The organism is Thermodesulfomicrobium sp. WS (genome assembly GCF_027925145.1).
Taxonomy (GTDB): Bacteria; Desulfobacterota; Desulfovibrionia; order Desulfovibrionales; family Desulfomicrobiaceae; genus Thermodesulfomicrobium.
The window spans coordinates 525,690-551,556 of record NZ_AP027130.1 but is presented as its reverse complement, the minus strand read 5'-3'; the positions used below and the strand labels follow the sequence as shown (position 1 = coordinate 551,556).

Genomic DNA, 25,867 nt, shown 5'->3' with positions numbered 1-25,867 from the left:
GGGTGGAGTTTTTTTGGGATATCCCCGGTAGAGCCCACCCGCCCCCTCCCGATGCATAAAAATCGTTGTGCTCCTCCCGTCCTCTTGGGAAAACCCAGGAGGACGGTTATGAGCGCCGAACCTGCCCGCATCATCGCCCTGCCCCAAACTGAAGAGCCGAAGCCCGCTGCGAAAGCGGCCCCGGAGCCCGACCCCTTTGCGGCCCTCGCCGAGGTGTGTGGGCCAATCCAACACGCCCAGGAGCGCCAACGTCGGCTGCTCGCCGAACTCGACCAGCTCAAAGGCGCCTGCCGCTGGCAAGAGATGCTCGAACTTGCCCATCCGGTGGAAAAACACCACCCCGAGCTCTGCGGCCACGGCCTCGATGCCGAGGTGCGAGCCGTGGTCGCCTTCGCCCTCGGGCAACTGGGGCGCTTCGACGAAGCGCTGACGGAACTCGAGCACTGTCTCGCCCAAGACCCCGCCAATTTCCGCTACCACTCCTCCCGCGGCTACCTCCTGCTGCGCAGCCTCCAGGCCGCCCAGGCCAAAGAAATCGTGCTCACCGGCATGGAGCGCAAAAAGCGCATCCTCGAGGCGCACGCGCATTTCCAGCACGCCCAAAAGATCCTGCCCGACCGGGTGACCCCCTACTACCGCGAAGGCCGCCTGTATAAAGACTTCGACCGGGACCCCCAAAGGGCCATGCCGCTCTTTGCCCAAGCGGTGCGCAACTGGGAGGCATACGACGACGCCACCCGAAACGAACGGCACCAAGAGCGCAAAAATGCCGTCAAGGCCCGCTACGCGCTGGCCTCCTGCCTCCTCGATGCCGGCAAGGCCGAAGCCGCCCTGGAGCAAGTGCGCCACGTCCTGGCCGAGGACCAAGACTACCTCAAAAACGAACACAAGCACTTTGCCTTGGGCAAGACTCTCCATGCCTTGGGCCGTTTTCAGGAAGCCCTCTCGGCACTGGAAACCGCGAGCATGTTCACGCCGCCCGCAGAAGTGGACTACGTCTTCGAGCTCATGGCGCGCTGTCACCTGGCCCTGGGCCAAGCGGGCAAAGGGCTGGCCGCCATAAACCGCGTCCCGCTCAAGGCACGGCGCCCTTACGTGCGCTGGACCGAAGCCGATTGCCTCGTGGCCCTGGGTAAACCCACCCAGGCCCGCGCCGTGCTTCTGGAGGCAGCAGAGCGCGACCGCCGCGGACGCCACAAGGCCTTCATCCGCCTGGCACGCATGGCATACCAGCACGGACAACTCGCCGACGCCGCCTCCTTTGCCCAGCAAGCAGTGGAATTTCATCGCCACACCTACGGCACCCCCTGCGCCGACGGTCTCTTTTGGGGGGCAGTGGCAGCGCTGCGCGCCGGAGATGGTGATACGGCCCGGCGCCTGGAGCAAGAACTCAGCACCCACCGTCCGGGCTACCCCTGGCTGCCCAAGCTGCGCCAGGCCCTCCACGACGACCCGAAGCCAAACGGCCGCCCTTGATCGGCCACTCTTTTGACTTCATCCCGCGGAGCCAGTATATGCATGCCCAACGATGCGAATTTCCTCCCAGATCCCCGGGGGCCCTCCATGCTTCGCAAGAAACTGCCCATCGGCATCCAGACCTTTGCCAAGATCCGCCAGGAACATTGCTACTACGTGGATAAGACCCCCTTCGTGGCCAAACTCGCTCGTGAAGGGGGCTACTTCTTCCTCTCCCGGCCGCGGCGCTTCGGCAAATCCTTGTTTCTCGACACGTTAGCCGAGGCCTTTGCCGGCAACCGCGCCCTCTTCACCGGCCTCTACCTGGAAGACCATTGGGATTGGCAGAAGCGCCACCCGGTGATCCGCGTGAATTTCGCCAGCGGCGTACTGCACGACCCAAGTCATCTGGAAGAACACATCCACACCACGTTAGAGCGCAACGCAGAAGCCCTGGGCGTATCCATTCCCGCACGCAGTACCAGTCCAGCCATTCGTTTTGACGAACTTATCCTGGCAGCGCACCGACACTGCGGGGAAAAGGTCGTGGTCCTCGTGGACGAGTACGACAAGCCCATCCTCGACAATATCACCGATCCGGACATCGCCCGGCAGATGCGCGATGGGCTGCGCAACCTCTATTCCGTGCTCAAGGGGCGCGATGCGGACCTGCGCTTTGTGTTTCTCACCGGTGTGTCCAAATTCAGCAAGGTCTCCATCTTCTCCGGACTCAACAATCTTCGCGATATTACCTTGGCGTCCGAATTTGCCACCATTTGCGGCTACACCGACGAGGACATCGACTGCGTGTTTGCTCCAGAGCTAGGCGATCTGGATCGCGACGCCATCCGCCATTGGTACAACGGCTACCGCTGGGGCGACACCCCGGTGTACAACCCCTTCGACGTGCTGCTGCTCTTCCAAGAGCGCCAGTTCCGTTCCTGGTGGTTCGAGACCGGAACCCCGACTTTTCTCGTGGAGTGGCTCAAAAAGCAGCAGTTCTTTACCCCATCCCTCGAACACACCTTTGCCGACGACGAACTCCTCTCCGTCTTTGACGTGGATCACATCGGCCTCGAGGCCATGCTCTGGCAGACCGGGTACCTGACCATCGCCCAGCGCGAGAGCGATGGGGTGCTCACGGCCTACACCTTGCGCGTGCCCAACCTGGAAGTGCGCATGGCCCTCAACCGCTCCCTCTTGGCCGCCTGGATCCCCAACGACGCGGAGGTCATGCGCCACGCCCTCCCCCTTCGCCGCGCCTTTGCCGCAGCAGACACCCAGGCGGTGCGCCAACACTTCGAGCGCCTTTTTGCCGGCATCCCCCACAGCTGGTACGACACCAGTCCCATCGCCCAGTACGAAGGCTATTTCGCCAGTGTGTTCTACAGCCACCTGGCCTCGCTCGGGCTCTCCATCATCGCTGAAGACGTGAGCAGCTTTGGCCGCTGCGACCTGACGGTGCGGCACCACGACACGGTGTGGATCTTCGAGTTCAAGGTCATCCACCAGGACACCCCCACCGGCACCGCCCTGGCCCAGATCCAAACCAAAAACTACGCTGCCAAATACCGCGCCCCAGGGGTGCGGGTCCTGGAAGTGGGGGTGGAATTCAGCGCCGCCCAACGCCAAATCGTGGGATGGGAGGTGGGGGCCTAGCGACACCGACCCGTAGGCCCCGGGCAAGCCTCCCGGGTGAGGCGCAAAATCTCAGCCGCGGCTCCCGTACTCCTTGGAGAAAAGGACACACCTTCTCCAAGGAGCCGCCATGGCCGCCACGCCCCAACCCCGCCCCGTGGACTTTGGTCTCATCCTCGCTCGCCTGGAGCACCTTGCCCTTACCGGCGCAGATCCAGAGGCCCTGCGGCAGCTTCTGTCCGAGCGGGAACTGCTCGAGGAACTGGACGCCTCGCAGCTGCTGCGCTGGGCCCGCTGCGCGCAAATGGCCCAAGACCGCGACGCAGCGCACGCAGCCTTGGAAACCCTCCACCAACGCTTCCCGCACGACGCCCTCGGCTGGCAGGAGCACCACGCCCTGCTTGAGACCTTCGGCGATACGCCAGGACTCATGCGCCTGCGCGCCCTCTGCCAACAACTGGCCCCCGAGCACCTGGGGATCGTATCCCGCGTGCCCAAGCCCAGTCCGGAGCCTCAAGACCCCCCGGTGCCCGAAGCCCCGTTTACGCGCCAGGCGCACATGGAAGAGCTCATCCGCCACTACATGCACATCTTCCGCGGCCGCGAAGACTGCTTCGCCCGGCAGTGGGTGGACAAGGCCACCGGCAAAAGCGGCTACGTGCCGGTGCGCGAACCGCTGACGCCTGCGGCCGTGCGCGAGCACCTGGCGGGACTGCGCACCTACGGCATCTATCTCCTGACCCAAAGCGGCCGCACCTATCTGGGCGTCATCGATGCGGACCTGCGCAAGGAGCTGCGGGGCGCGCGCCTCGATGGCCGCGAACGCCACACCGTGCGCCGAGAGCTCGCCTACCTCCTCGGGCGCCTCCCTGAGCTTGCCGCGGAGCAGAAGCTCCATTGCATCACGGAATTCAGCGGCGGCAAAGGCTACCATTTCTGGTTCCCCTTCGCCGAACCCGTGGACCCTGCTGCCGTCCGCACCGCCCTGGGGCGACTGGCGGCCCGCCTGCAGCCGGACCTCACCGCCTTCCATTTGGAGGTCTTCCCCAAGCAAGACACCCTCTCCGGCAAGGGGCTGGGGAACCTCGTCAAGCTCCCCTTGGGCATCCACCGCCTCTCGGGCAAGCCCTCACGCCTTCTGCCCGGCACCCGGGAGGACATGGTGCGGCAATTGGAGCGGCTGCAAGGCGTTGTCCTCAATGCGGCATCCGTGCTGGAGAGTCTGCCGCCTGCGGCCCCGGTGCTCCCCCATCCGGCGGCCGCGGCGTGGGCGGAGGACTTTCCCACCCTCCACACCCTGACCCAGGCCTGCCCGCTTGTGGCCGGCATCGTCGCCCTGTGCCGGCAAAGACGCGCCCTGTCCCTGCGCGAAGAGCGCGTCCTCTTGGGTACCATCGGTTTTTTGCCTGAGCGCCGTCAGGTGCTCCACGCCCTGTTGGGGGACCAAGAAAACTACAACCCCCACCTGGTGGACTACAAAATCTCCCGTCTGCGGGGAACTCCGCTGGGCTGCCGCAAGATCCACGCCCTGCTGGAAAGCACCCGGGACCTCTGCCCCGCTCCCGGCCCGGTGCGCTACCTCCACCCCTTGGTGTTCGTCCCCGGCTGGCGCCTCGAACAGGCCGAGGTCTCGGAGCGCATCACCAATCTCCAGGACGCGCTGCGGGAACTCCGCCGCGCCATGGATCTGGTGCACCGATTTTTGCCAGCCCACTAGGAGCGCCTCGTGGAACGCGTCTATGTGCTGGAACCCGGGGCCTACCTGCGCAAGGAAGACGGCAACCTGGCCGTGGTGCGCCACGGCCGTACCGTAGAGCGCGTGGCCTTCGATGGCCTCAAAACCCTCACCGTGATGGGCTATGGCTCCCTGTCCGGGGCCGTGCTCAAGGCGTTGGTGCAGCACCGGGTAGAAACCGTACTGTTGTCGCCCACCGGCCGCTTCGAGGCCCGACTGGTCCTTGACGAGCACAAACACGTGGAGCGCCGCCGCGCCCAATACCTCGTGCTCTCCAACCCGGCCAGGACAGCCCAGATCGCCCGCAGCATCGTGGCCGGCAAGCTCCGCGCCCAGGCCCGATTTCTCCTGTTGCGCGGCCAGCAATATGACGATGAGCGCCTGCTCGCCGCAGGCACGGCCATCCGCGCCCTGGAGCGCGGACTGCCGGCGCAGCCCTCCCTGGAGCTGGTACGCGGCGCCGAAGGCCACGGCAGCCGCATCTATTTCGGGGTCTTCGGCCTGCTTGTGCGCAACCCCGCCTTCACCTTCACCGGCCGCACCCGCCGCCCCCCTCGGGACCCCATCAATGCCCTGATCTCCTACGTCTCCACCGTGCTCACGGCCGAAGTGCTCTCCGCCATCTCCCGCGTGGGCCTCGACCCCTACCTGGGCGCCCTGCACGAAGTGGCCTACGGCCGGCCATCCCTGGCCTGCGACCTGGTCGAAGAATGGCGCACCTTCGTGGCCGACCGCCTTATCCTCGGGCTGGTGAACCGCCGCGCCGTCAGCCCCGAAGGCTTCATCCTGCGCCCCGCCCCCGAGGCCTTTGCCCACGAAGACGAGCTTACGGAAAAACGCCCGGTGTCCATGAAGCCAGGCACCATCCGCGCCCTCATGGAGAGCTACGACACCTGGATGAGCACCCGCACCCGGGACCCCCTGGCCGACGACCACACCACGCTGCGGGAACTCATCCTGCGTCAGGTGCGCCGCTTCGCCGCCCACCTCGTCGGCGAAGCCCCTGAGTACCGCCCTTTCCCTTGGGAGCTTGTCCGCTGATGTTCTACGTCATCTGCTACGACATCGCCGAGGACCGCGCCCGCACCAAGGCCGCCAAACTCCTGGACGGCTACGGCCGACGAGTGCAAAAGTCCGTGTATGAATGCGAACACATGAGTGAGCGCCAACTCCTGCGGCTCCTTGACAAGCTCGAACGCCTCTTGGACCACACCAGCGACAGCGTGCGCTGCTACCGCCTCTGTCGCAGCTGTCTTACGGATTTCGAAGGACTGGGGATCGGCGAGCCGCCCCGCCTACGCTCCAGCGCCTACCTGTAAAGGAATTGGGCACCTTGCCTTGATCTTCCGGAGGAACCATGAACGAAGCCAGCCCCCACCTCATCTCCTTTCTCGGCACGGGAAACTATCAGCCTGTCACCTATCGCTTCCACCCCGAAGGCCCAGGGGTCGAAACCCGCTACGCCGCCCTGGCCATCCGCAAGCTCCTTGGCCCAGGGGGCACCACCATCTTCGCCACGGCCAAGGCCATGGAAACCCACGGGGCAGACATCGCCGCCGCCTTTACCGAGGCAGGGCTCGAGCAGCCCCAAATCGTCCCCATCACCAACGGCGCAACCCCCACGGAGCTGCAGGACAACTTCCGCACCCTGCTCGATACCATGACCGCGACCTCCGCCCCGCTGGTGGTGGACATTACCCACGGCTTTCGCTCCCAACCGTTCTTTGCCGGCGCGGCCCTGCACCTCTACCGCGCCCTGGGAGAGTCCCAGCCCATCCACGTCCTCTACGGCGCCTACGAGGCCAAGAACGAGCACAACGAGGCCCCCATCTGGGACCTGACCGCCTTCGTGGAGACCGCAGACTGGAGCACAGCCATCGCCACCTTTCTCGCCACCGGCCATGGCACCGCTCTGGCCGATCTCGCCGAGAGTACCGGCCGCGCCTGGGGCAAAACCTGGGGACTTTCTGGCAGGCAGGGCGACCCGCCCCAACTGCTCGGCTTGGCGACCGCCCTGCGCAGCACCTGCCAGGCCCTGGACGGCATCCGCATCGGCGAGCTCCTCCTCCCGTCTGCTCCCGGCAAAACCTCCTTGGTCACCGGCCTGCTGAAGGCCATCGCCATCGCCCGGCCCCAGCTGGAAGAGCGCCTCCCCGTGCTCCAGGAACCCATGAACCGCTTGGAAGCGATGCTGCGCCCCCTGTCCCTCACGGAAAACCACCTGGCATCGGATGCCGGCCACAACGCCCTCGCGGCCTTGGCCCAGCTCTACCTTGATTGGGGCCGCCTGGCCGAGGCAGCGGTGGTCCTGCGCGAAGGCTGGACGTGCCGCCTGGCCCCGCCCGAGGCCACCTGCCCTACCCAGCCCGGCTTCGACGAAGCCCAACGCCGCCATTGGGACGCCGTCTTTGCCGAGATACGGGATATCGCCGGTCCTGTGGCCGAGGTGCGCAACGACATCCAGCACGGCGGCATGAAGAAACGCCCCCTGCCCAAAGACAAGGTCCGCCCCCGCCTCGAGGCCGAAGTGCAGCGCTTCGCCGCCTCTGGCCGCATCGAGCCTCCAACGTCCACCGGCAGCGTATGGTTCGTCTCCCGGCATCCCGGGGCCAAAGAGTGGGCAAAGCGCCAGGGGATCAGCATCTCCCGCATGGTGGATCACCTCGACCCGGAGAACATACAACCCGGTGACATCGTCATCGGCACCCTGCCCATCCACCTGGCCGCCCAAGTATGCCAGCGCGGAGCAAGATTTATATTTCTTTCCCTGAACCTCCCACCAGAGGCCCGGGGAGAAGAATTGTCCGCCGACGATATGGAGCACTACGGCGCCCGCCTGCACGAGTTCGAGGTTCGAGAGCGCGAAACCATCCCACCCACGGACCTGGCCCTTCCGTCGGCTTCCGCCACCCAACCCACGGAAAAGACAGCTCCAGACAAAAACCGATCCATGAGTGACTGACCCCCTTGAAAACAAGGACAATTTTGGCTAAAAAAACATCACCCAGCATTTCCCGAGGGCAAAAAAATCGGAGGATTCGTGAACGCACCAGCGCCAACCCGCTCCCCACATGGGCTCCCTCCATCCGCACTCTGAATGCATGACCCGATTCGAGGGGATTAAGACCCATTCAATCAGCTGCTCTTCCGAGCAGCCAGAAAACTCTGAATGCATGACCCGATTCGAGGGGATTAAGACACATTCTTCCTGGTTCACGCGACAGTAAAAGCTCATACTCTGAATGCATGACCCGATTCGAGGGGATTAAGACTTTTTCTCCTTTTTTATGTGTCATTTATCCCCAAACTCTGAATGCATGACCCGATTCGAGGGGATTAAGACCGACATGCCGTGAAGATCTTGTCTGCGACACGCCTGGCTCTGAATGCATGACCCGATTCGAGGGGATTAAGACAGATAGCGCATGTCGTACCACTCGCCATCATACTCGATCTCTGAATGCATGACCCGATTCGAGGGGATTAAGACTTGAACTAGGGTATCCACGGACACCTTGTCATTGCCAATCTCTGAATGCATGACCCGATTCGAGGGGATTAAGACGTCTCGCGAGAGCTCTTCTAGCTCTTGCTCGTTTGGGGACTCTGAATGCATGACCCGATTCGAGGGGATTAAGACGTTTTGGTTGAACGAAGAAGGGTTTGCTCCATTTTGCTCTGAATGCATGACCCGATTCGAGGGGATTAAGACCTGGATGTAGTGGCCAAAATCCGAAGCACCAACCTCGCCTCTGAATGCATGACCCGATTCGAGGGGATTAAGACAAAAAAAGGGAAGCCCTTTTAGGCTTCCCTTCTTGCCTCTGAATGCATGACCCGATTCGAGGGGATTAAGACGAAAGCGGCCTCGAACGCTGTTTGGTTGACGCGATGCTCTGAATGCATGACCCGATTCGAGGGGATTAAGACAAAAGCGGCCTCGAACGCTGTTTGGTTGACGCGATGGCTCTGAATGCATGACCCGATTCGAGGGGATTAAGACTCCGGAGCCCTCCGCCCGGCGCAAAACGTCGGCCTGGGCGGCTCTGAATGCATGACCCGATTCGAGGGGATTAAGACGATATGGCCCACCGGGGCCGGGTCGAACCGGAGACCATCTCTGAATGCATGACCCGATTCGAGGGGATTAAGACTTAGAAGCGCTAAGGCACCAAAGAACGGCGCCTTGACTTCTCTGAATGCATGACCCGATTCGAGGGGATTAAGACATGAACAGCTGGCTGGATTGAGGCTGCTCAAAAAACCAGCTCTGAATGCATGACCCGATTCGAGGGGATTAAGACGAGATAGTGCCCTGTGCCGCTCTTTGTTGCCCGCATCTCCTCTGAATGCATGACCCGATTCGAGGGGATTAAGACCGGTTGCCAAACGGAAACACCCAAGCGCCACGCCGTCGCTCTGAATGCATGACCCGATTCGAGGGGATTAAGACAAATCAATTTCAACTGACAACTCATAAACCTGCTTCCCTCTGAATGCATGACCCGATTCGAGGGGATTAAGACTGGGTTCTCCTATGGTTATTTTTTCAACATAGTTTTACTCTGAATGCATGACCCGATTCGAGGGGATTAAGACTTGGTGCTCCTCGGTGCGCAGGGCCTCGAGGGCGCCGCTCTGAATGCATGACCCGATTCGAGGGGATTAAGACTCGTTCGAGTCGCGAATCTCTAGCGCTCTGGCAAATTCTCTGAATGCATGACCCGATTCGAGGGGATTAAGACGGCCTATCCCTCGCCCTCGTTGACTCCTGCTTGCCTTGCTCTGAATGCATGACCCGATTCGAGGGGATTAAGACACTTTGTACATTAAAACAGTTTGCGTAGTCGCTTATCTCTGAATGCATGACCCGATTCGAGGGGATTAAGACTAGCCCCGCGCTTCAGCAAAAAGCTTATTTGCCATTTCTCTGAATGCATGACCCGATTCGAGGGGATTAAGACACGCACCGGCGGGGGGAGAATTCCTCTGTTGGCCCACCTCCCTCTGAATGCATGACCCGATTCGAGGGGATTAAGACCTGGGCGGCGGCCAAGGTTATACGCCCTGCAAGCTGTCTTCTCTGAATGCATGACCCGATTCGAGGGGATTAAGACGTAGCAGGTCCTGGCGAGGCGCAGTTGGAGCCTCGTCGTGCTCTGAATGCATGACCCGATTCGAGGGGATTAAGACTCTAAATCCGGCCTCACGGAGCGCCCGGTTGGACATTGTCCTCTGAATGCATGACCCGATTCGAGGGGATTAAGACCTGGGGGCGCCCAACAGCTGGGCAAACGCCTCACGCCTGCTCTGAATGCATGACCCGATTCGAGGGGATTAAGACATCACCAGTGCCCGGCGCTGGGTCGGGGTGAGATGCTCCTCTGAATGCATGACCCGATTCGAGGGGATTAAGACTAGACCTTTTCCGCTCGGCCGTTGACGGCGCTGTTTTGCGCTCCTCTGAATGCATGACCCGATTCGAGGGGATTAAGACTAGCGTTGGTAGGGTTAGCGTTGGTAGGGTTAGCGTTCTCTGAATGCATGACCCGATTCGAGGGGATTAAGACTCGTCTCTTGACGAGATGCTCCATGGTATGCGCCACGCTCTGAATGCATGACCCGATTCGAGGGGATTAAGACGTCTTTTGCAGTACGTTTTGCACGTACTGCATGCGTTCTCTGAATGCATGACCCGATTCGAGGGGATTAAGACTAGCCGCGGCACGCTGTGAAAATCCGGTCAGAGACTGCTCTGAATGCATGACCCGATTCGAGGGGATTAAGACACTGACGAGCCCGCGGACAGCTCCCGCCACAATGAACTCTGAATGCATGACCCGATTCGAGGGGATTAAGACTGGTTACTACCGCCACTCACGGCTTGGCGGGGGAGGGGCTCTGAATGCATGACCCGATTCGAGGGGATTAAGACAGACACGGCGCCATACGCCCAGCGCCTCCACGTATCCGCTCTGAATGCATGACCCGATTCGAGGGGATTAAGACTTTGGTTGGTCTTGTGGTAGAATCCGGTCATAATCTCTCTCTGAATGCATGACCCGATTCGAGGGGATTAAGACAGCGAACACTACCATTTCCGTCAATCCCTCGATGGACGCTCTGAATGCATGACCCGATTCGAGGGGATTAAGACGCGATGGCTACCGCCTGTTGGTTAGGATTATCGATGTTCTCTGAATGCATGACCCGATTCGAGGGGATTAAGACTGGTGCACAGAGTTTTTATCGGGTGGTTTTTATCGTGCCTCTGAATGCATGACCCGATTCGAGGGGAGGAAGACGGCTTTTCCCAAAATGAGTACAATTTTCCCGTCTCCAATGCATGGCCCGACTGCCGGATTCGAGCCGCATGGCGTCCAACGACCGGGCGCCGGTGGAAGGTGGCCTTGAATGCCAAAATGTTCATCTCAACCCCAAAAAAACCGATCCCCATCCCGTTAAGGAGTCTTGGAGTCACCTTCCGGCAACCTGCAACCAGGAGGAACTGCCGTGACCGATTGCTTCAAAAGCGATCCCTTCAAAGAAATCATCATGCTCCTCTTGCTGGCCCTCGAACATATCAACAAGGACAAATAACACGGAAGGAGCAAACGGCCCCGCGACCACAACTCACCGGAGTAACTCTCAAAAAAACAGGAAGGCCGCCATGTTCTATCCATTTCTTATGCCACAACCACCCCCATTCTGGATGCATGACCAGATTCGATGGAATTAATACTCGAGACGATAGAAAAGAAACTCCGGCTTAGAAACTCGATTCCCTTCGGCTTTTCGTCCACAGATTGACATGACGAGATATGCTCAACACAAATGAAATAAAAAGAAACCAAAAACCCAAGGAGGATTGTATGAAATATTCGATTTGTGTCTTGGCTTTGTTTGTCATGGCATCCTCTGCATTCGCTTGGAATGACGAGTATGAAATCAACACCGACCCCTTTGCCCCACGCATAGGTAGCAGTGTTGGGATTGAGATGCGCAGACGATATGATTATGATCCAGCGAATAAATATAGAGGAGAAATTGATAGTTATGGCTCTGTGCGAATGAGAAATTTGAATGGAGATATACTTCGCGGCCACATTGACAACGATGGTTATGGAAGACTTTATGATTTGAATGGAAATAGTTACCGGGTCAAACCTCGTTGAGGCATCTTGCCGATTTCCACCAACAATGAAGCACGGTGATCGGGGTGTCGCTTGCAGTTTTTCTGGTAGGAGCGGCGCTCCGATCACCGCGTTCCTCCGCATCACCTCTCCACCGAAAGTTCTTTCGGGCGCCCAGTTCGCTCTGACTGCATGACCCGATTCGAGGGGACTGCAGGCCCAAGCGGTTTTACGGGAAACAATCAGAACCAAGGAGCCGTGCGGCTGGGGGGATGCTGCATGGCTGCGCATTGCGGTTGGCCTTGAGCGCCGCATGCACACCGCAGGCGACGGCCCGGCAAGTGCGTTGAAATCACTGCGGCCGTGCGCTATGGGGGCACTGGCATGGCGCAGCGCCCACAACGCGGCCTGCGCCCGATCCTCCACCACCAACCCCAAATCCTTCCATGACGGCCAACGCAACCATCCACCAATGGCTTCGCAGTGAGGATTTTCTGGATCTTTTACGCCAGACCCTTCATAGGGGCGATCTCGACCATCTCCATGACCTCTGGATCTTTCTGCAGGAGCGACTGGCCAACGATCTCCACTTCCATCACTTGGTGGCGACCCAAAACATCGACGCCATCCGTGCCAAGATACGCTACCTCCAGAAAAAATTCTTCCAAGAACAAAAACGGGACCTGCTCTACCAACGGGTGCGGCAATCCTTGAAGCAATTTCCCGAGACAGGGTATCATCTGCGCGGGGATTATGCCGCTTACGGAGATCCTCAAGGCCAGCCGCTGCCGGCGTACAAGGAACTTCGAGAACGCAACTTCCAACCCCAATTGCTTCCAAACAAAGATATTCGCAACTCCAAAGACATTCTCGAAGTGGCGCTCCACTTTTTCCATCAGGCAAAAGCATTTTTGGGATATGCCCCGAGCATCCATCTGCGGGAGTTTTGCGCCTTCCTGCGCCAGCACTATGACACAAGCATCTACGACCGCGACGAAATCTCCTTGGAAGAAGGTTCGGACGCCGAGGAAGACAGCCCCAGTATTTTGCAACGCTTGGGAGAGGCCACCGACTACGAAGCCGCCATCACGCGCGGCCGCCTCGAGGCCATTGTCCTGGCCGCGGCCCAAAGTTTGGAACCCAAGGCTGCCTTGGTCTTGTGCTATCTGGAACACTGCGGCTGGCGCATGGAAGACGCCGCCCGGGCATTGGGGTATGCGGCCGCATGCGGCATCTCGGCCATCAAGAAGCGCGCCTATCTCACCCTGCGGCAGGTGCTCGAACCCCATGCCGGGCTTGGCGAGGCGGACTTGGACCCCAGCCTCTTCGAGGCCTTTCGTGAGCGCCTCTGGGACGTCTTGTGCCAGCAGGTGGACTGCCGCCAACCATAGGAGGCCGCTATGTCTCTGCTCCGCGCCGCGTGGCGCTTGATGCTCACCGAGCGCACCCTGCCGCCCACAGGAACACCGTGGCCGTGGCCGCGCAAGGCCCCAAGCGTCCATTGGCCAGAACTCGTCCCCGACGAGCGCCCCCAACCCGCAGCCGGCCAAATCTGGAGCCTTGCCCAGCGCCTGGGGGGCTGGCTGCATCCGGGCCGCTACATCCACCCGCCCCTGGTGCTGGTGCTGGAGGTGCTCCCCGGGGCGCGCCTATGGGGGGCGCAGCTCTTCGACACCCCGGAGTTGGCCGGGCCAGGAGACGTACCCCTCGGCCCAGGGCAGGGCCTGGCCGAGGCCTGGAACACCGCCATCCTCCCCGTCCAGGCGCTGGAGCACCACTTGGGAGACGTCTCTTCGGGGCATCTGCACGCCGTGCGCGAGGCCGCCCAGGGAGAGTATTGCGTGCCTGAAGACTCCGGGATCGCCGCCTTCCGGCTCCTGGAAGCAGACGTGGCCCAGTTCATGGTCCTGCGCAGCCGCGACCTGGACGCCAGCGCCGCCGAGGCCACCCGCCGCCGAGTACTGCGCTTTCACCCAGGCATCGCACTGCCTGAAGACCTCGACCCCTGGCGCGCCCTGGCCACCGCCACGCTGCCCCCGGAACTGACCGCTGTGGCCGCGGCCGACACCCCGGAGCCCATCCCCTATACCCGCGTCCTTTTGGGAGAAGCGCAGGAAATGCCGTGCCACGGCTTCTTTGCCACCCAATACCAGCGCCGGCTCGATGGCGACACCATCCGCATCACCGGCGTCCTGGATCCCGCAGCGCGCAAGGGTACGCTCTACGCCTGGTGGCAGCACAAGCTCCACCTGCGAGAAGGGGTCTGCCGTCTGGACCCCCACACCGGGATGTTCCGCGCCGATTTTCCCGGCCACGGGACCGAATCCTACCTCATGGGCCGACCGCTGCTCCTGCTCGTGGACGACTCCGCATCCCATGCCCGGTAATCTGGATTCCCTGGACTTCGACCTCGCCGACGGGGTGGCATCTTTTGCCATCCCGCCTCATCCTGGCATCTGGGGCAGACACGCCCAGGGGCCAACCCTTGATCGCATCCTCGCCGCCGCGCCCCCGGCGTTTTCCCGGCTGCTTGTGGCCTGCCACCTGCTCTGGCCCCAGCACCGCCCCGCGTGGGCGCGCCCCCACATCGCCGCCCTGGCGCGCGGGCTATGGGACGTGCCCTTGGACGTCCTGGAGCACGCCCCCTGGCGGCTGGCGTTGGTACCCACCGCTGGGCCAGAAGGGGCGGTGCTGGCCCACGTGCTGGTGGGCTTTGGCCCGTTGCCCGAGGCAAAGACCGCCGCCCTGTGGTCCGATACCGCCGCCCGCCACGCCGCCGTCACCGTGACCCAGGTGGTGGCGCAGCGCCGCGGCCGCACCCCATGCCTCCTGCCTCTGGCACCCCACGAACGGCTGGTGGGGGCGTCGTTGGCCCTGCCGTGCGCCTTGGCCGCCCTGGCCGCCCTCGACGACCTCGCCCTTCCCGAAGACGTCATCGCCACCGGCGGCCTCGACCTCCAAGGCCATGTCCTGCCCGTGGCCGAGGTCGCCACCAAGGCCCAATGCCCTGGACGCCTTTTCCTCTACCCCCAAGGCTGCGCCGCGCCGCCATGCCCCCACGCCGTGGCCGTGACCACCCTGGACGAGGCCTGGGCCATCCTGCGCTGGGCCCGCAGCCCCGAAGCCGCCGCCAAACTCCTCGTGACCCAGCGCCTGTTGGAAAGCGCCCTCTCCCAGCCGGGATCCGGCGCTCTGGCCGCAGAGCTCGCCACGCTCCCCGGGGCCCTTGCCCCCTGGGTACGGCACCAGCGCCACGAGATCACCCGCGCCCTCTGCCGTGCTCCAGACCTGAACCGGCTGGTGGACGCCCTCCCCAAGCTTCCGGAAAATCTTCAAGAAGCCCTCCTCGCATGCATGAACGCCACCGTGGCCGACCACCAACCCCAGGCTGCCTGGAAGCTCGCCATGCTCCAAATGGAACGGGCCAACCACCGCGGCGATGTCACGGCGTTTGCCGCCTGGAAGACCATCGCCCTGCAGCACGAGTCTGCCGTACCCTACCAGGAAGACGGTCCACAAAGCATTGTGCTCCACGCCGTCATCAAAGCCATCGGTGAGCGCCACAACCGCTACGATTTTCCGCCCGCACTGCCCCTCAACCCCCACGAACGCGAAGCCCTGGAAGAGCTGGAGTCCGTCTGGGAGCGCCGCCGCCAACGCTTCGGGCCATGCCCCTGCATCATCCTCGGCCAATACTACGGCACCCTGGGGCAGCACTACGGCTTTCTCGGTCCTGCATATCTCCCGCAGTGCATCGCCCTTCTGCGCAAGGCCGAGGAGGCCTTCTGCGCCCCCCGCACCGGCAGGTGGGACGACATCGAGCGCGACCAGCTCTACGCCATCATGGCCTGGACGAGCGCCGGCGAGCACGCGCAAGCCGCCGCGGAGCTGAACGCCCTGATCCAGCGCCGCGGCACAGTCGCGGCCCTCAATGCCTACGAACTCCACGCCCTGCTGCGGGTGTCCGGCGACGCCCGCCTGCCCCTTGCGCCTGACGTCACTGCCGCCATCCGCAAGCGCGTGGACCAGGACGGCGAGGCGCGCCACCCCTGGCAGCTCGTGGCCGTGAATCTGGCCCGGCATCTGGCGCACGAAGATCCCCAGGCCGCCCGCGCGCTTGCGCAAAGAAGCGCCCAATGGTGCGCCCGCATGGGCCCCACGGTGCAGGTCATGGCGCTGCTGCCCCTGGCATTGCTCCAAAGCCTTGGGGTTTGCATCCCTGAAGAACCGGTGGCACAGGCCTTGGCTCCGGTGCGCAGCGAGCTGCTGCACCCGCCGCATTTCGCGCCGCTGCTGGACCTGGACGCCCCAGCGGTCCTGGACCTGGTCGCCCGCCAGCCAGCCCGATTTTTCCCCTACACCTATCACTGAGGAGCCCGCCCATCCAGGCGCGGGTCATGTGTTGGTCAGACGGTTCAACGTCGCATCGAGCTCACGCCGCAGCCGCTCAGGGTTACGCATCAGTTCAGCGTGCTTGGTATTGCGCGGTGGCGCACTGTGGGCACAGGCATTGCGCACATTTTTGAGCAGCCAATAGGCGTGGCGCTTCCAATCAGGGCCTTCCTCCCCTCCCTTGAAGGCCTCCTGCAGGCGATCGTCCGCCGCCTTGCGCTGCTCGTAGTCGAGGGGATTGCCGCCGGCTTCTTCCACCTCGCGGACAAGCGTACACTCAAAGCCGAACACGGCGGCGCGCAGGACATCTCCGCGCCCGAGGCTTTGCAGCGCGAGCAGGCGCAGCTTCTCCGACAACTGCTGCGCCTGACACCAACGGAGTGCCTTCTGGAGGCGCTTACGGAAGAGTTCGGAGGCTCCGGTGAGGGGCGATTCCAGCTTCTTCCACGCTGAATACAGGGTTCGTGCGGCGTCGCTGACGTTGCTGACCTGAAGCAGCCCCCAAGCCCGCTCGAGGGCATCGGCCGCCTCATGCGCCAATCCGTCCCGCTTCAACAGCGGCGCGAAGCGGGAAAAATCGCCGCTTGCATCATAGCCCTCGAAGGCCTCGGCCCATTCGAGCAGATGCGCCAGGCCATCGACGGTGACCACCGGGGTGATCCCATCCCGGGTCATGTCCAAGGCCCCATAGTAGAGCCCGACCACCTGCACACCGCGTTCGTGCGACAGATAACGGGAGGCCGCCAACCCCAGCATGGCCAGATGCCGAAAACCATGGGTGAGATCGAGAGCCACCCGTTCGTCTTTTTGCAGCAATTCCTCGAGACGGAAGAGCAAGGCCTGCTGCTCCGCAAAGGTGACGCTGGAGGAAATGACGAGAGGAGTCACCTTGCGCCCTACCTTCTGTTCAATGGCTGGGGCAAGTTTCCCAAGCAGGTCTTCGCTGACGGTGCCGGCGCGCACCGCATCGAAGAGCATGATCCGGAGTTCTTCAGCGGCATCGTCGCCAGCGACGTTTTCCACAAGCAGGTCCCACATGCTCGACGCAGTACCAATCAGAATCATACGGCGTACTTGCAGATATTCCGCAAGCGCCAATCCGAAGTATTCGGTGCTTCGCTCTTCTCCGTTGGGCATACGGTAGCACGTCACGCGATAACCTGTTTTACTGTCAAGATTACTTTTCCCAAGCAAAGAGATGAGAGTATTTACTTGAGCCTTTTGGATATCCATGTCCATCAAACCTCCTGCATTTCCCAGTGACAGACAAAAAACGAAACCTTCATGCCATCTTGGTTCCGCCTGTATGCCAATGCCCCTCGGCGAACAAGCAGCGGCGAACGCACCGTATCAGGATTGTTCTCCGCACATCCCCAAAAAGCAGGGAGGATGGGCCCCCTCGGCTCTTCACAGGAAGAATTCCCGGCTGCTGGCCACGGCGACAGTCACTTTTGCGGACTCGTGCACGAAAGCCGCACCGCCGTGGGGGCGGTGCACATCGGTGCGGTCTTCCTCCACCACGTGGACATTTGCGGCGCCGCCCCAGCAGCCGAACTCGCAGGACTCCAATGGCTGCCACCCCAAGAGCTCCGCAGTCTGCCCCTGGAACTCTGGTCCGCCCTTGCCCTTGACCTTCTGCCGTGAGGACGCCGGATGCCCACACTCATGGTTTCCACCTGCGGCACCAGCCTGCTGATGAACACCAATCCCGAGGCGCGCCAATGTATTCACGCCCACGCCAATGTCCCCAGGGCCGATGCATTGGATGCAGCAACGCGCGCAGCGCTCCGCGCCTGTATCACCACAGCCCAAAAACGCCTGGAGGAGGCAAGCGTCACGGAAATGTGCCGCCTCAGCGCCGAGCTCAATGCCATCGTCCGCTTCTTCCATGGGGATCTCAAGGCGCCAAGGGACACCCATCACCTGCTCCTGGCCACCGACACCTTCCTTGGCGAAGCAGCCGCCACGGCCATTGCCGCGACGCTCCAGCGCCATGGCCACAGTGCCTGCGTGCAGCGCATCACGGACCTGCGCACGAGCGACCTGGAGGCGTTCCGATTGGCCATGAGCGAAATCGTCCGTCTCTGCGCGCACGAGATCCAATTCTACCGCCAGCGAGGCTACCGCGTCGTGTTCAATCTCACCGGAGGCTTCAAGAGTGTCCAAGGCTTCATGCAGGCCCTGGGGATGATATACGCCGATGAAAGCATTTCCATCTTTGAAAACACCTCCGAGCTGCTGCGGCTGCCCAAACTTCCCCTCGCCGAGCCCGACGCCCTTACCATTGTCCGCGAGCACCACAGGATATTCCGCCGCCTCGCGGCCGGCCTTCCGGTACGCAGCCAAGACGCACGTCAGGTCCCGGAAACGCTGCTCATGGAACTGGACGGCATGGTGACCTTCTCCATCTGGGGCGAACTCATCTGGAACGAAGGGCGAAAACGGCTTTTTCAGGAGCGCATTTGGGAGTCTGTGGATCCCAAGATCCAATTCGGACCAGATTTTCTCTCCTCCACCGAAAAATGCAGCGCAGCAGAGAAGGCGCATATCAACGAACGCATCCTGGATCTGACCCGCTTCCATTGCGGCCCAAGAGGCGGTAACATCAATCGCCTGGATCTCAAAAAACTCCGCCAAGAACACAATGGTTCCACCCATGAATGCGACGCATGGGCATCTGGGGAAGCCAAGCGTATATTCCTTCATTATGAAGGAGACTCGCTTGTACTCGACCTCCTCGACTCTGGGCTCCACTAGAGATCATTGTCATGGTCTTCAACCGGAAAGAGCTGATCGAAATTGTCTTCTGTAAAGTCAACGCACAAAAAATAGGTGCGCCCGTCTCTTGCCTGAAATGCATACGAAACTGTCCGGCATATTGACCGCGTTGCATAGGATACATAACGATTGGATATATACCATTCTTTATGTAATCTTCTCGGGACAGCGATATAGTCTTTGATTCCATGATCCGTTCCTGGAGGCGCTTTTTGGAAAAGTAAGCCCCCGTTTCTATGCTCGCGATCCTGACACACGGTGGTACTTATCTGAATACCACGGACGTCGGTCACAAAAATACAGTCCACATCGTTGGAAAGCCCGACGATCTCTTCGAGCACCGCTGCGAACTCGGAAGGATCGTATTGCCGAAGCACGTGCACCATTTCCTGCACCCGCTGCAGCATTTCTCGGGAACGACGTTTGGCGGTCACGAGACAACGCCTGCGGTACTTCTCGAACTCCCTTGCCAGGGTATGGACCGCCTGGGCCGCTCCATCGGCCGATGCCACCGACGCCTCCGCTGGCCGGCCGAAAAAATACCCCTGGAAGAGGTCAAAGCCCGCAGCGGCCAAAGCCAAGGCCTCCGCAGCGTTTTCCACCCCTTCTGCAAGCCCCAGAGCGCCTTGGCGACGACACAAGTCCGCCAAAGAATGGAGCAGCAGGCGGCGGGCAGGGGACTGATGGGCGCCTTGCACCAAACCGCGGTCGATCTTGATGATATCCGGGGCCACCTGGGCCAGGCGGTCCAGATTGGAGTGGGCGGCGCCGAAATCGTCCAAGGCGATAAGGAATCCCTGCTGCCGATATTGCTTCGCAAAATCGTACAACAACTGGGCATCCGTCACTTGCGTCTCAGCAATTTCAATGACCACAGAGGAGGGGGGAATACCGACCTCCTCGGCCATGCGGCGAATCCATTGGGACCCCACCACCGTCGCGTTCAGGGCCGTAGGGTCCACATTGAGGAAGAGCATGACCGACCCCAGGGACGACGCGACAAAGGTCCGCAGCGCGGTTTCGCGGCACAGGCGGTCCAGTTCCAGGGCCAAGCCTTGCTGCCGAGCGGCCTCGAAAAGCGCCAGAGGGGAGATCCACCCATGCTCGCCAACCCCCCGAGCCAGGGCCTCATAGCCGATGACCTGCCTGCGCCGGAGACTGACGATGGGCTGAAAATGCACCACCACCCGCCGGGCTGCCACAAGCGCGCGAACATCCAGCATGGCTACCTCCCTGCAACCAAGCGGGCGAGGTCCAGGTCTGCGCCCAGGATCCCCACCATCTTCCCCTGGGCGTCAGCAATAGGTGTCGACACGGTGAGGCAGTAGTTTTCCGTGGCGGCAGACCGGTAAAAGTCGGAAATGTAGGTCTGCCCGCTTTGACTGGGGACGCGGAACCACGGCCGGTGGGACCAATCCTTGCCAAGGCCCGTATCTCCATAGGCCGCAGTGACGGTCCCCACATTGCGCACCACTTGGCGCCCCTGCAGATCGGTGACGTAGAGCAGCTCAAACAGGCCAAGCTCAAGGGCGCGCCCCAAGGCCTCCTCCACCTGCGGGGGATGCATGGAGCGCACCGCCGCATCCCGGGCCAGTTCCTCCACCGCCTGCCGACCCCGCTCATGGAGACCGAAGCGGATCCGCCCCACAGCCAGCAACTGGGCGTCTGCCTGCTCGCGCAGCTGCCGGGCCAACCGCGCCAATGCCACGGCCTCTTCTTTTTGCCCGAGCGCACCGGCGTGCAGAGCCCGCAACTCTTCCTGCACGGATTCCACCGATTGGACCACTTCCCGCGCCTCATCGCAGATCTCCAAGGCACGGCTTCCGCCTTCTTCCACGCACGGCCGTGCCCCCTGAACATCCTCCAGGCACGCGGCCATGGCGCTGCGCACCTGCTGGGCCAAGCGCTCCACTTGGGCCACGGCAGTCACCATGGATGCCACGTGATTTTCAATTTCGTCATTTTGCCGTTCCACCCGGCTGGTCGACTCCATTGTCTGGCGCGCCAGGGAGCGTACCTCCGCGGCGATCACCGCAAACCCCCGCCCCGCATCACCGGCATGGGCCGCCTCGATGGTCGCGTTGAGAGCGAGCATATTGGTGGTGCGGGCGATGTTTTGGATGGTACTAGCAATAGCATGAATACCCTGGGTGCGCTCCTCCACTTCCCGGGTGCGGACCAGAAGCTCCGCCAGAGCGCCTTCGAGCGCCGTGAGCCGCTCCTCCGCAGCCCGCACCCGCTCCGCCAACGAGGCCATGAGGCCCGCGGCCTGCTGCGCCACATGCCCTTGACGCTGCGCATGCAGGTCCACGCCCTCGGCGCGCTCGGCCACGGCGCCCACATGCCCTTCCACCACGACCAGCCGCTCCACGAAATCCTCCATGCCGCCCTGCACCCGGTTTCCCACCGCATCGAGCGGCGACGCCGCCGACTGCACCTCCATGGCTGCCCGCACGACGGCCACCAAACTGTGGTCCTGGTCTCCGCCCCTGCCCAAGGGTTCTGTCTGTGAAGATTTTTTCCAAATATGAAAAAAACGCATATATTCCTCCTGTTCCGGGGAGAAACCAAAGCACATTGTGTGCCACGGCCCGACAGGGGACGGACGGCCGTTGTGCGCGCCCATCCCCCACGCCCCCCCCCGGGGATTCGGATCTTGCGTCTTCGGCTCGTTTGCCCTTTGTGCGCCCTTGTGGTAGCTGCGCGCTTTCTGGATTTCAGAGTGGAGGACACCTGTGAGCGATCTCAAAGCCATGTACCGCACCATCCTCGGGGATCCCTTTCCCGAGACCTTGCAACTGACCCTAGGGGAGGAAACCCTTTTGTTGCGCAAACGCCTCTGGAGCATCGACGGCGAGCGCCGGGGGCTGCGCTACGGCGAAAACCCGGATCAGCCCGCGGCCCTGTACGCCGTGGAGGCCGGCGGTCTCAACGCCGCCGGGGTGCCGCTCACCACGCGCGTCCCCGGGCTGCTCTCCGCCATGACCGAGACGGAGCTGCTGCAGTCGGGCAAGCACCCGGGCAAGATCAACCTCACGGACGTGGACAACGGCATCAACATCCTCCAATACCTGCACGCCAAGCCAGCAGCGGTCATCCTCAAGCACACCAACCCCTGCGGGGCGGCCTGGTCCGACGCAGGCCTATACACCGCCCTCACGCGGGCCTACGCCGCGGACCGCATTGCCGCCTTCGGCGGCGCGGTGGTGGTCAACCGACCACTTACCGAAGACTGCGCCCGATTCTTGGCGGCGCACTATTTCGAGATCATCGCGGCCCCGGAGTACACTCCTGCGGCCCTGGAGATCCTCGCCACCAAGAAGAACCTGCGCGTACTGCGCCTGCCGGGCCTTGCGCACCTGGAGGAGCTCCTCACCGCCCCGTTTTTGGACATCAAAAGCCTCACGGACGGTGGGCTCATCATCCAGACCTCCTTCCAAAACCGCATCCGCAGCACCGAGGATTTCCTCCCGGCCGAGGCCACCCAGGACGGGGTCACGGTGATGGCGCGCCGCCCCACGCCCAAGGAGGCCGAAGACCTGCTCTTTGCCTGGGCCGTGGAAGCCGGGGTGACGTCCAACTCCGTCATCTTCGCCCGTGACGGCGCCACCGTGGCCATCGGCACCGGCGAGCAGGACCGGGTGGGGTGCGTGGATCTCACCATCTACAAGGCCTTCACCAAGTACGCCGACGGTCTGGCCCGAGAAGAGACCGGACGCTCCATCTACGACCTGCGGCGGGCGGCCAAGACCGATACGGGACTCACCCGCGCCCTGGAGGACATCGAGTCCCGCACCCGCACCGCCCGCGGCGGGCTGCCGGGCTCCGTGCTCGTCTCCGACGGCTTCTTCCCCTTCCGCGACGGCGTGGACCTGGCCATCGAGCACGGGGTGACCGCCATCGCCCAGCCCGGCGGCTCCCTGCGGGACGCCGAGGTCATCGCCGCGGTCAACGAAGCCACACCGCAGGTGGCCATGGTCTTCACCGGCCAGCGCTCCTTCAAGCACTAGGCGGGAGCATGACCCATCTGCCTGCCGTGCAGCCGGGCTGCATCGTGGAGTTCCTCCAAGACAACCAGCCCGTCATCGCCTGGGTGCTGGAGGCCGTCTCCGGCAAGACCCGCGTCTTCACCATCGCCCAGCGGGAGGCCAAGCTGCCGGTCTCCCGCATCCTGCCGTGGACCGGCCCGGTGCAGGCCGCCGGTGCGTCGCGCAGCGAGATGCTCGAAGCCCTGCGCACCCATCACAGCCGCCGGGACACCCTGGCGGAATCCATCGACACCCTGGAGATCTGGGAGCTCGCCCAAGGGGAACTCGCCCAGGCGGACATCCTCTGGCTCGGCGGCCTCATCTTCACGGATCCCACCCCCGACCACCTGGCCGCCTTGGGCCGCAAGCTCCTGCAAACCAAGACCCATTTCCGCTTCAACCCGCCGCAGTTCGAGATCTTCCCGGAAGACGTGGTCCTGCGGCGCCAAGAAGAGCTGCGCCGCGCCGAAGAGCGCCGCCGTCTGGTGGGCTTTGGGCAGGATTTCCTGCGCGCCCTCTGGGACCGCGCCCAGGGCAAGGCCACGCCCCTGCCGCAGGCGGACGCGGAGCACGAAGCCAAGCTGCGCGCGCTGCTCATGACCCGGATCACCGCCCCGGACGACCGGGACAGCGAAACCTTGTGGAAGACCATGGCCCAGGGCCTGCCCGAAGAACCTTGGATGGAACTCCTCTTGGCCCAAGCCTGGGGGATCGTGCCACGGCATTACAACGTGCATCTTGCCCGGGCGGAGTACGATTGGGAGCCCTCCTGGGCCGCCGCCTTTGCCGAAGAAGTGGAACGCCTGCGCACCGCGCACGCCGAGGCGGACCTTCCCCAGGTCGCCACGCCCTTCATCACCGTGGACGCAGCCTCCACCCAGGATATCGACGACGGTTTTTGGGCCGAGGCCGAAGGCGAGGGATGGCGCGTGCAGATGGTCTTGGCCTGTCCGGCCTTGGCCTGGGCCTGGCACAGCCCCTTGGACCTTGCGGTGCGCCACCGCTTCTCCTCCCTGTATCTGCCCGAAGGGGTGAGCCACATGCTCCCCGAGGCCCTGGGCACCGAGGCGCTGAGCCTGCGGGCGGACGGTCCGCGGCCGGCGCTGGTGGTGGAATGCCGCGTAAATGCCGCCGGGGAGATCACCCAATGCACCCCGCAGCTCGCCCGAGTCCGGATCGCGGCCAACACCACCTACGAGGCCGTGGAAAAGGCGCTGCGCGACGGCAAGGTCCCCATGCTCGAAACCGCCCTCGCCGCGGCCCTTACCCTTCGCCAGCGCCGCATCCAGCACGGCGCGGTCATCACCGAGCAGCCGGACCCGACTATTTCCCTTCACGGCGACCAGCCCGAGGTCCGCGTCCACACCCCGGCCAGCACGCCGAACGCCCAGGCCATGGTGTCGGAATTCATGATCCTCGCCAACACCGCCCTGGCGGCCTTGGCGGTGGAGCAGCATATCCCGCTCCTTTTCCGCACCCAGAACATCGGCCTTCCCCCGGAGTGCGCCGGCGTCTGGAGCGAGCCTCAGGACATCTACCGCATCCTTGGCCGCATGGGACCATCGCTTCTGGAATGCGTCCCCCGCCGCCACGCCACCATCGCGGCCAAGGCCTACGCCACCTTCACCTCGCCCCTGCGGCGCTACGTGGATCTGATCAACATGGGGCAAATCCTCGCCGTGCTCCACGGCACGCCGCCGCCCTTTTCCCATGCCGACCTGGAAGCCCTGCTCCCCAGCCTCTGCCTGCGGGCGGAAATGGTGGGCCAGGTGCAGCGCACCCGGCCCAGATACTGGAAGTTCGAATACTTGCGGCAGCGCGCCAAAACCCGCCACTTCCCGGCAGTGCTCGTGGATGCCGGGACACCCCTGGCCACCGTGGCGCTGCCGGACCTCGCCCTCTTCCTCAAAGCGCCGCGCAAGGTCTTCGGCGACAAGCTGCGGGTGGGACAGCGGTTTCACTTACGCCTCGGCCGGGTGGACCCACTGTGCGGCGAGGCCCGCATCCTGGAGGCCTTCGAAGTGTAGGGGCGCCGGGGACGAATTCCATTTGAGACCCACCCCTCCTTGTGGTAGGGGCGCGCATATCCCATTTCTCGAAAAAAGGAGACTCCTATGGCCAAGCTGTTCGTGCTCATCATCGGCTATCTTCTCGGCGCAGTCCCCTTCGGGCTCATCATCGCACTGCGCTGCGGCAAGGATCCCCGCACCGAAGGCAGTGGCAATATCGGCGCCACCAACGTGGCCCGGGTCTGCGGCAAAGGCGCAGGGCTCTGGACCCTCATCCTCGATATCGCCAAGGGCTTCGTGGCGGTGCTTTTGGCCCAAGCGGTCAGCGATTCCGGATTCTTCCTGGCCCTGACGGCGCTTGCCGCCATCTGCGGGCACATGTTCTCGGTCTTTCTCCACGGCAAAGGCGGCAAAGGGGTGGCCACCTTCGTGGGCGCATTTTTGGCCCTGGCCCCAGGGGCGACGGTGCTGAGCGTCTTGGTCTTCTTCCTGGCCCTGCACCTCTACGGCTATGTGTCCCTCGCTTCCCTGGCCATGGCCGCAGCCCTGCCGATCATGCTCCTCGTTTCCGGATCCTGGAGCGTACTGGTGCCCACCCTGGCGGCCTCGGCCCTGATCTTCTGGAAACACCAAGACAACATCGATCGCTTGCTCGCCGGGACCGAAACTCCCTGGAAGTGCGCCAAGCCAGAAGCGTAG

19 protein-coding genes and 1 CRISPR repeat array are annotated in these 25,867 nt (G+C 62.8%); of the genes, 16 read left to right on the top strand and 3 right to left on the bottom strand.

What is annotated here, in order from left to right; genetic code table 11:
• Window positions 1-108: 108 nt before the first annotated feature.
• The 11 genes from QMF81_RS02685 (at window position 109) to QMF81_RS02635 (ending at window position 16,332) form a co-directional block, all read left to right on the top strand.
• On the top strand, window positions 109-1,476 hold the full coding sequence (locus QMF81_RS02685; protein ID WP_281751787.1) for a tetratricopeptide repeat protein: 1,368 nt from the start codon (window positions 109-111) through the stop codon (window positions 1,474-1,476).
• 87 nt (window positions 1,477-1,563) lie between these two features.
• Window positions 1,564-3,114 carry an ATP-binding protein gene (locus QMF81_RS02680; RefSeq protein WP_281751785.1) on the top strand — a complete coding sequence of 517 codons (1,551 nt, stop codon included), beginning with the start codon at window positions 1,564-1,566 and terminating at the stop codon, window positions 3,112-3,114.
• A gap of 109 nt (window positions 3,115-3,223) precedes the next feature.
• Window positions 3,224-4,810 (top strand): CRISPR-associated primase-polymerase type A1, encoded by a 1,587-nt coding sequence (locus tag QMF81_RS02675; RefSeq protein WP_281751782.1) that lies wholly within the window; start codon window positions 3,224-3,226, stop codon window positions 4,808-4,810.
• Window positions 4,811-4,819: 9 nt separating this feature from the next.
• Window positions 4,820-5,869 (top strand): CRISPR-associated endonuclease Cas1, encoded by a 1,050-nt coding sequence (cas1, locus tag QMF81_RS02670; protein WP_281751780.1) that lies wholly within the window; start codon window positions 4,820-4,822, stop codon window positions 5,867-5,869.
• Entirely contained in the window at window positions 5,869-6,147 is a 279-nt protein-coding gene (cas2, locus tag QMF81_RS02665) for a CRISPR-associated endonuclease Cas2 (RefSeq protein ID WP_281751778.1), read from the top strand. Before cas1 ends, cas2 begins: the two co-directional genes overlap by 1 nt.
• A 38-nt stretch (window positions 6,148-6,185) precedes the next feature.
• Window positions 6,186-7,790 (top strand): CRISPR-associated protein Csx16, encoded by a 1,605-nt coding sequence (csx16, locus tag QMF81_RS02660; protein ID WP_281751776.1) that lies wholly within the window; start codon window positions 6,186-6,188, stop codon window positions 7,788-7,790.
• A 129-nt stretch (window positions 7,791-7,919) separates the two neighbouring features.
• Window positions 7,920-11,133: a CRISPR direct-repeat array (repeat unit 36 nt; unit sequence CTCTGAATGCATGACCCGATTCGAGGGGATTAAGAC).
• A 41-nt stretch (window positions 11,134-11,174) separates the two neighbouring features.
• Window positions 11,175-11,345: a hypothetical protein gene (locus QMF81_RS02655; RefSeq protein ID WP_281751774.1), complete on the top strand. Its 171-nt coding sequence runs from the start codon at window positions 11,175-11,177 to the stop codon at window positions 11,343-11,345.
• 355 nt (window positions 11,346-11,700) lie between these two features.
• Window positions 11,701-12,003 (top strand): hypothetical protein, encoded by a 303-nt coding sequence (locus QMF81_RS02650; RefSeq protein WP_281751772.1) that lies wholly within the window; start codon window positions 11,701-11,703, stop codon window positions 12,001-12,003.
• Between the two features lie 404 nt (window positions 12,004-12,407).
• The gene (locus QMF81_RS02645; protein WP_281751770.1) at window positions 12,408-13,352 is read left to right on the top strand and encodes a hypothetical protein; all 945 of its coding nucleotides are present in this window, start codon (window positions 12,408-12,410) and stop codon (window positions 13,350-13,352) included.
• Window positions 13,353-13,361: 9 nt separating this feature from the next.
• Window positions 13,362-14,348, top strand: a complete 987-nt coding sequence (locus QMF81_RS02640; RefSeq protein WP_281751768.1) for a hypothetical protein — start codon at window positions 13,362-13,364, stop codon at window positions 14,346-14,348.
• Complete coding sequence (locus tag QMF81_RS02635; RefSeq protein ID WP_281751766.1) at window positions 14,338-16,332, top strand: hypothetical protein; 1,995 nt, start codon at window positions 14,338-14,340, stop codon at window positions 16,330-16,332. Before QMF81_RS02640 ends, QMF81_RS02635 begins: the two co-directional genes overlap by 11 nt.
• Before the next feature lie 24 nt (window positions 16,333-16,356).
• Here the strand turns inward: QMF81_RS02635 and csx2 are convergent, their stop codons facing one another.
• Window positions 16,357-17,592, bottom strand: a complete 1,236-nt coding sequence (csx2, locus tag QMF81_RS02630) for a TIGR02221 family CRISPR-associated protein (protein WP_281751764.1) — start codon at window positions 17,590-17,592, stop codon at window positions 16,357-16,359.
• Window positions 17,593-17,814: 222 nt separating this feature from the next.
• Here csx2 and QMF81_RS02625 point away from each other — a divergent pair, with 222 nt between their 5' ends.
• Together QMF81_RS02625 and QMF81_RS02620 are read left to right on the top strand one after the other, a co-directional pair.
• Complete coding sequence (locus QMF81_RS02625; protein ID WP_281751762.1) at window positions 17,815-17,997, top strand: hypothetical protein; 183 nt, start codon at window positions 17,815-17,817, stop codon at window positions 17,995-17,997.
• Window positions 17,998-18,006: 9 nt separating this feature from the next.
• A complete protein-coding gene (locus QMF81_RS02620) occupies window positions 18,007-19,110 on the top strand; it encodes a putative CRISPR-associated protein (protein ID WP_281751760.1) in 1,104 nt (367 codons plus the stop codon).
• Here QMF81_RS02620 and QMF81_RS02615 read toward each other — a convergent pair.
• On the bottom strand, window positions 19,107-20,354 hold the full coding sequence (locus QMF81_RS02615) for an EAL domain-containing protein (RefSeq protein WP_281751758.1): 1,248 nt from the start codon (window positions 20,352-20,354) through the stop codon (window positions 19,107-19,109). The genes QMF81_RS02620 and QMF81_RS02615 overlap by 4 nt on opposite strands.
• A 2-nt stretch (window positions 20,355-20,356) precedes the next feature.
• On the bottom strand, window positions 20,357-21,673 hold the full coding sequence (locus QMF81_RS02610) for a methyl-accepting chemotaxis protein (RefSeq protein WP_281751756.1): 1,317 nt from the start codon (window positions 21,671-21,673) through the stop codon (window positions 20,357-20,359).
• A gap of 193 nt (window positions 21,674-21,866) precedes the next feature.
• Here QMF81_RS02610 and QMF81_RS02605 point away from each other — a divergent pair, with 193 nt between their 5' ends.
• The 3 genes from QMF81_RS02605 to plsY all read left to right on the top strand — a co-directional run bounded on the left by QMF81_RS02605 (window position 21,867) and on the right by plsY (window position 25,867).
• A complete protein-coding gene (locus QMF81_RS02605; RefSeq protein ID WP_281751754.1) occupies window positions 21,867-23,141 on the top strand; it encodes an IMP cyclohydrolase in 1,275 nt (424 codons plus the stop codon).
• 8 nt (window positions 23,142-23,149) lie between these two features.
• Window positions 23,150-25,186 carry an RNB domain-containing ribonuclease gene (locus QMF81_RS02600; protein ID WP_281751752.1) on the top strand — a complete coding sequence of 679 codons (2,037 nt, stop codon included), beginning with the start codon at window positions 23,150-23,152 and terminating at the stop codon, window positions 25,184-25,186.
• 87 nt (window positions 25,187-25,273) lie between these two features.
• Window positions 25,274-25,867: a glycerol-3-phosphate 1-O-acyltransferase PlsY gene (gene plsY / locus QMF81_RS02595; protein WP_281751750.1), complete on the top strand. Its 594-nt coding sequence runs from the start codon at window positions 25,274-25,276 to the stop codon at window positions 25,865-25,867.

Coding starts and splice junctions, on each gene's coding strand:
- cas2 (WP_281751778.1), top strand. CDS start 5,869: ATGTTCTACGTCATCTGCTACGACATCGCCGAGGACCGCGCCCGCACC.
- csx16 (WP_281751776.1), top strand. CDS start 6,186: ATGAACGAAGCCAGCCCCCACCTCATCTCCTTTCTCGGCACGGGAAAC.
- QMF81_RS02680 (WP_281751785.1), top strand. CDS start 1,564: ATGCTTCGCAAGAAACTGCCCATCGGCATCCAGACCTTTGCCAAGATC.
- QMF81_RS02600 (WP_281751752.1), top strand. CDS start 23,150: ATGACCCATCTGCCTGCCGTGCAGCCGGGCTGCATCGTGGAGTTCCTC.
- QMF81_RS02620 (WP_281751760.1), top strand. CDS start 18,007: ATGCCCACACTCATGGTTTCCACCTGCGGCACCAGCCTGCTGATGAAC.
- QMF81_RS02615 (WP_281751758.1), bottom strand. CDS start 20,354: ATGCTGGATGTTCGCGCGCTTGTGGCAGCCCGGCGGGTGGTGGTGCAT.
- QMF81_RS02635 (WP_281751766.1), top strand. CDS start 14,338: ATGCCCGGTAATCTGGATTCCCTGGACTTCGACCTCGCCGACGGGGTG.
- plsY (WP_281751750.1), top strand. CDS start 25,274: ATGGCCAAGCTGTTCGTGCTCATCATCGGCTATCTTCTCGGCGCAGTC.
- QMF81_RS02610 (WP_281751756.1), bottom strand. CDS start 21,673: ATGCGTTTTTTTCATATTTGGAAAAAATCTTCACAGACAGAACCCTTG.
- QMF81_RS02645 (WP_281751770.1), top strand. CDS start 12,408: ATGACGGCCAACGCAACCATCCACCAATGGCTTCGCAGTGAGGATTTT.
- QMF81_RS02650 (WP_281751772.1), top strand. CDS start 11,701: ATGAAATATTCGATTTGTGTCTTGGCTTTGTTTGTCATGGCATCCTCT.
- QMF81_RS02675 (WP_281751782.1), top strand. CDS start 3,224: ATGGCCGCCACGCCCCAACCCCGCCCCGTGGACTTTGGTCTCATCCTC.
- csx2 (WP_281751764.1), bottom strand. CDS start 17,592: ATGGACATGGATATCCAAAAGGCTCAAGTAAATACTCTCATCTCTTTG.
- QMF81_RS02685 (WP_281751787.1), top strand. CDS start 109: ATGAGCGCCGAACCTGCCCGCATCATCGCCCTGCCCCAAACTGAAGAG.
- QMF81_RS02655 (WP_281751774.1), top strand. CDS start 11,175: ATGGCCCGACTGCCGGATTCGAGCCGCATGGCGTCCAACGACCGGGCG.
- QMF81_RS02640 (WP_281751768.1), top strand. CDS start 13,362: ATGTCTCTGCTCCGCGCCGCGTGGCGCTTGATGCTCACCGAGCGCACC.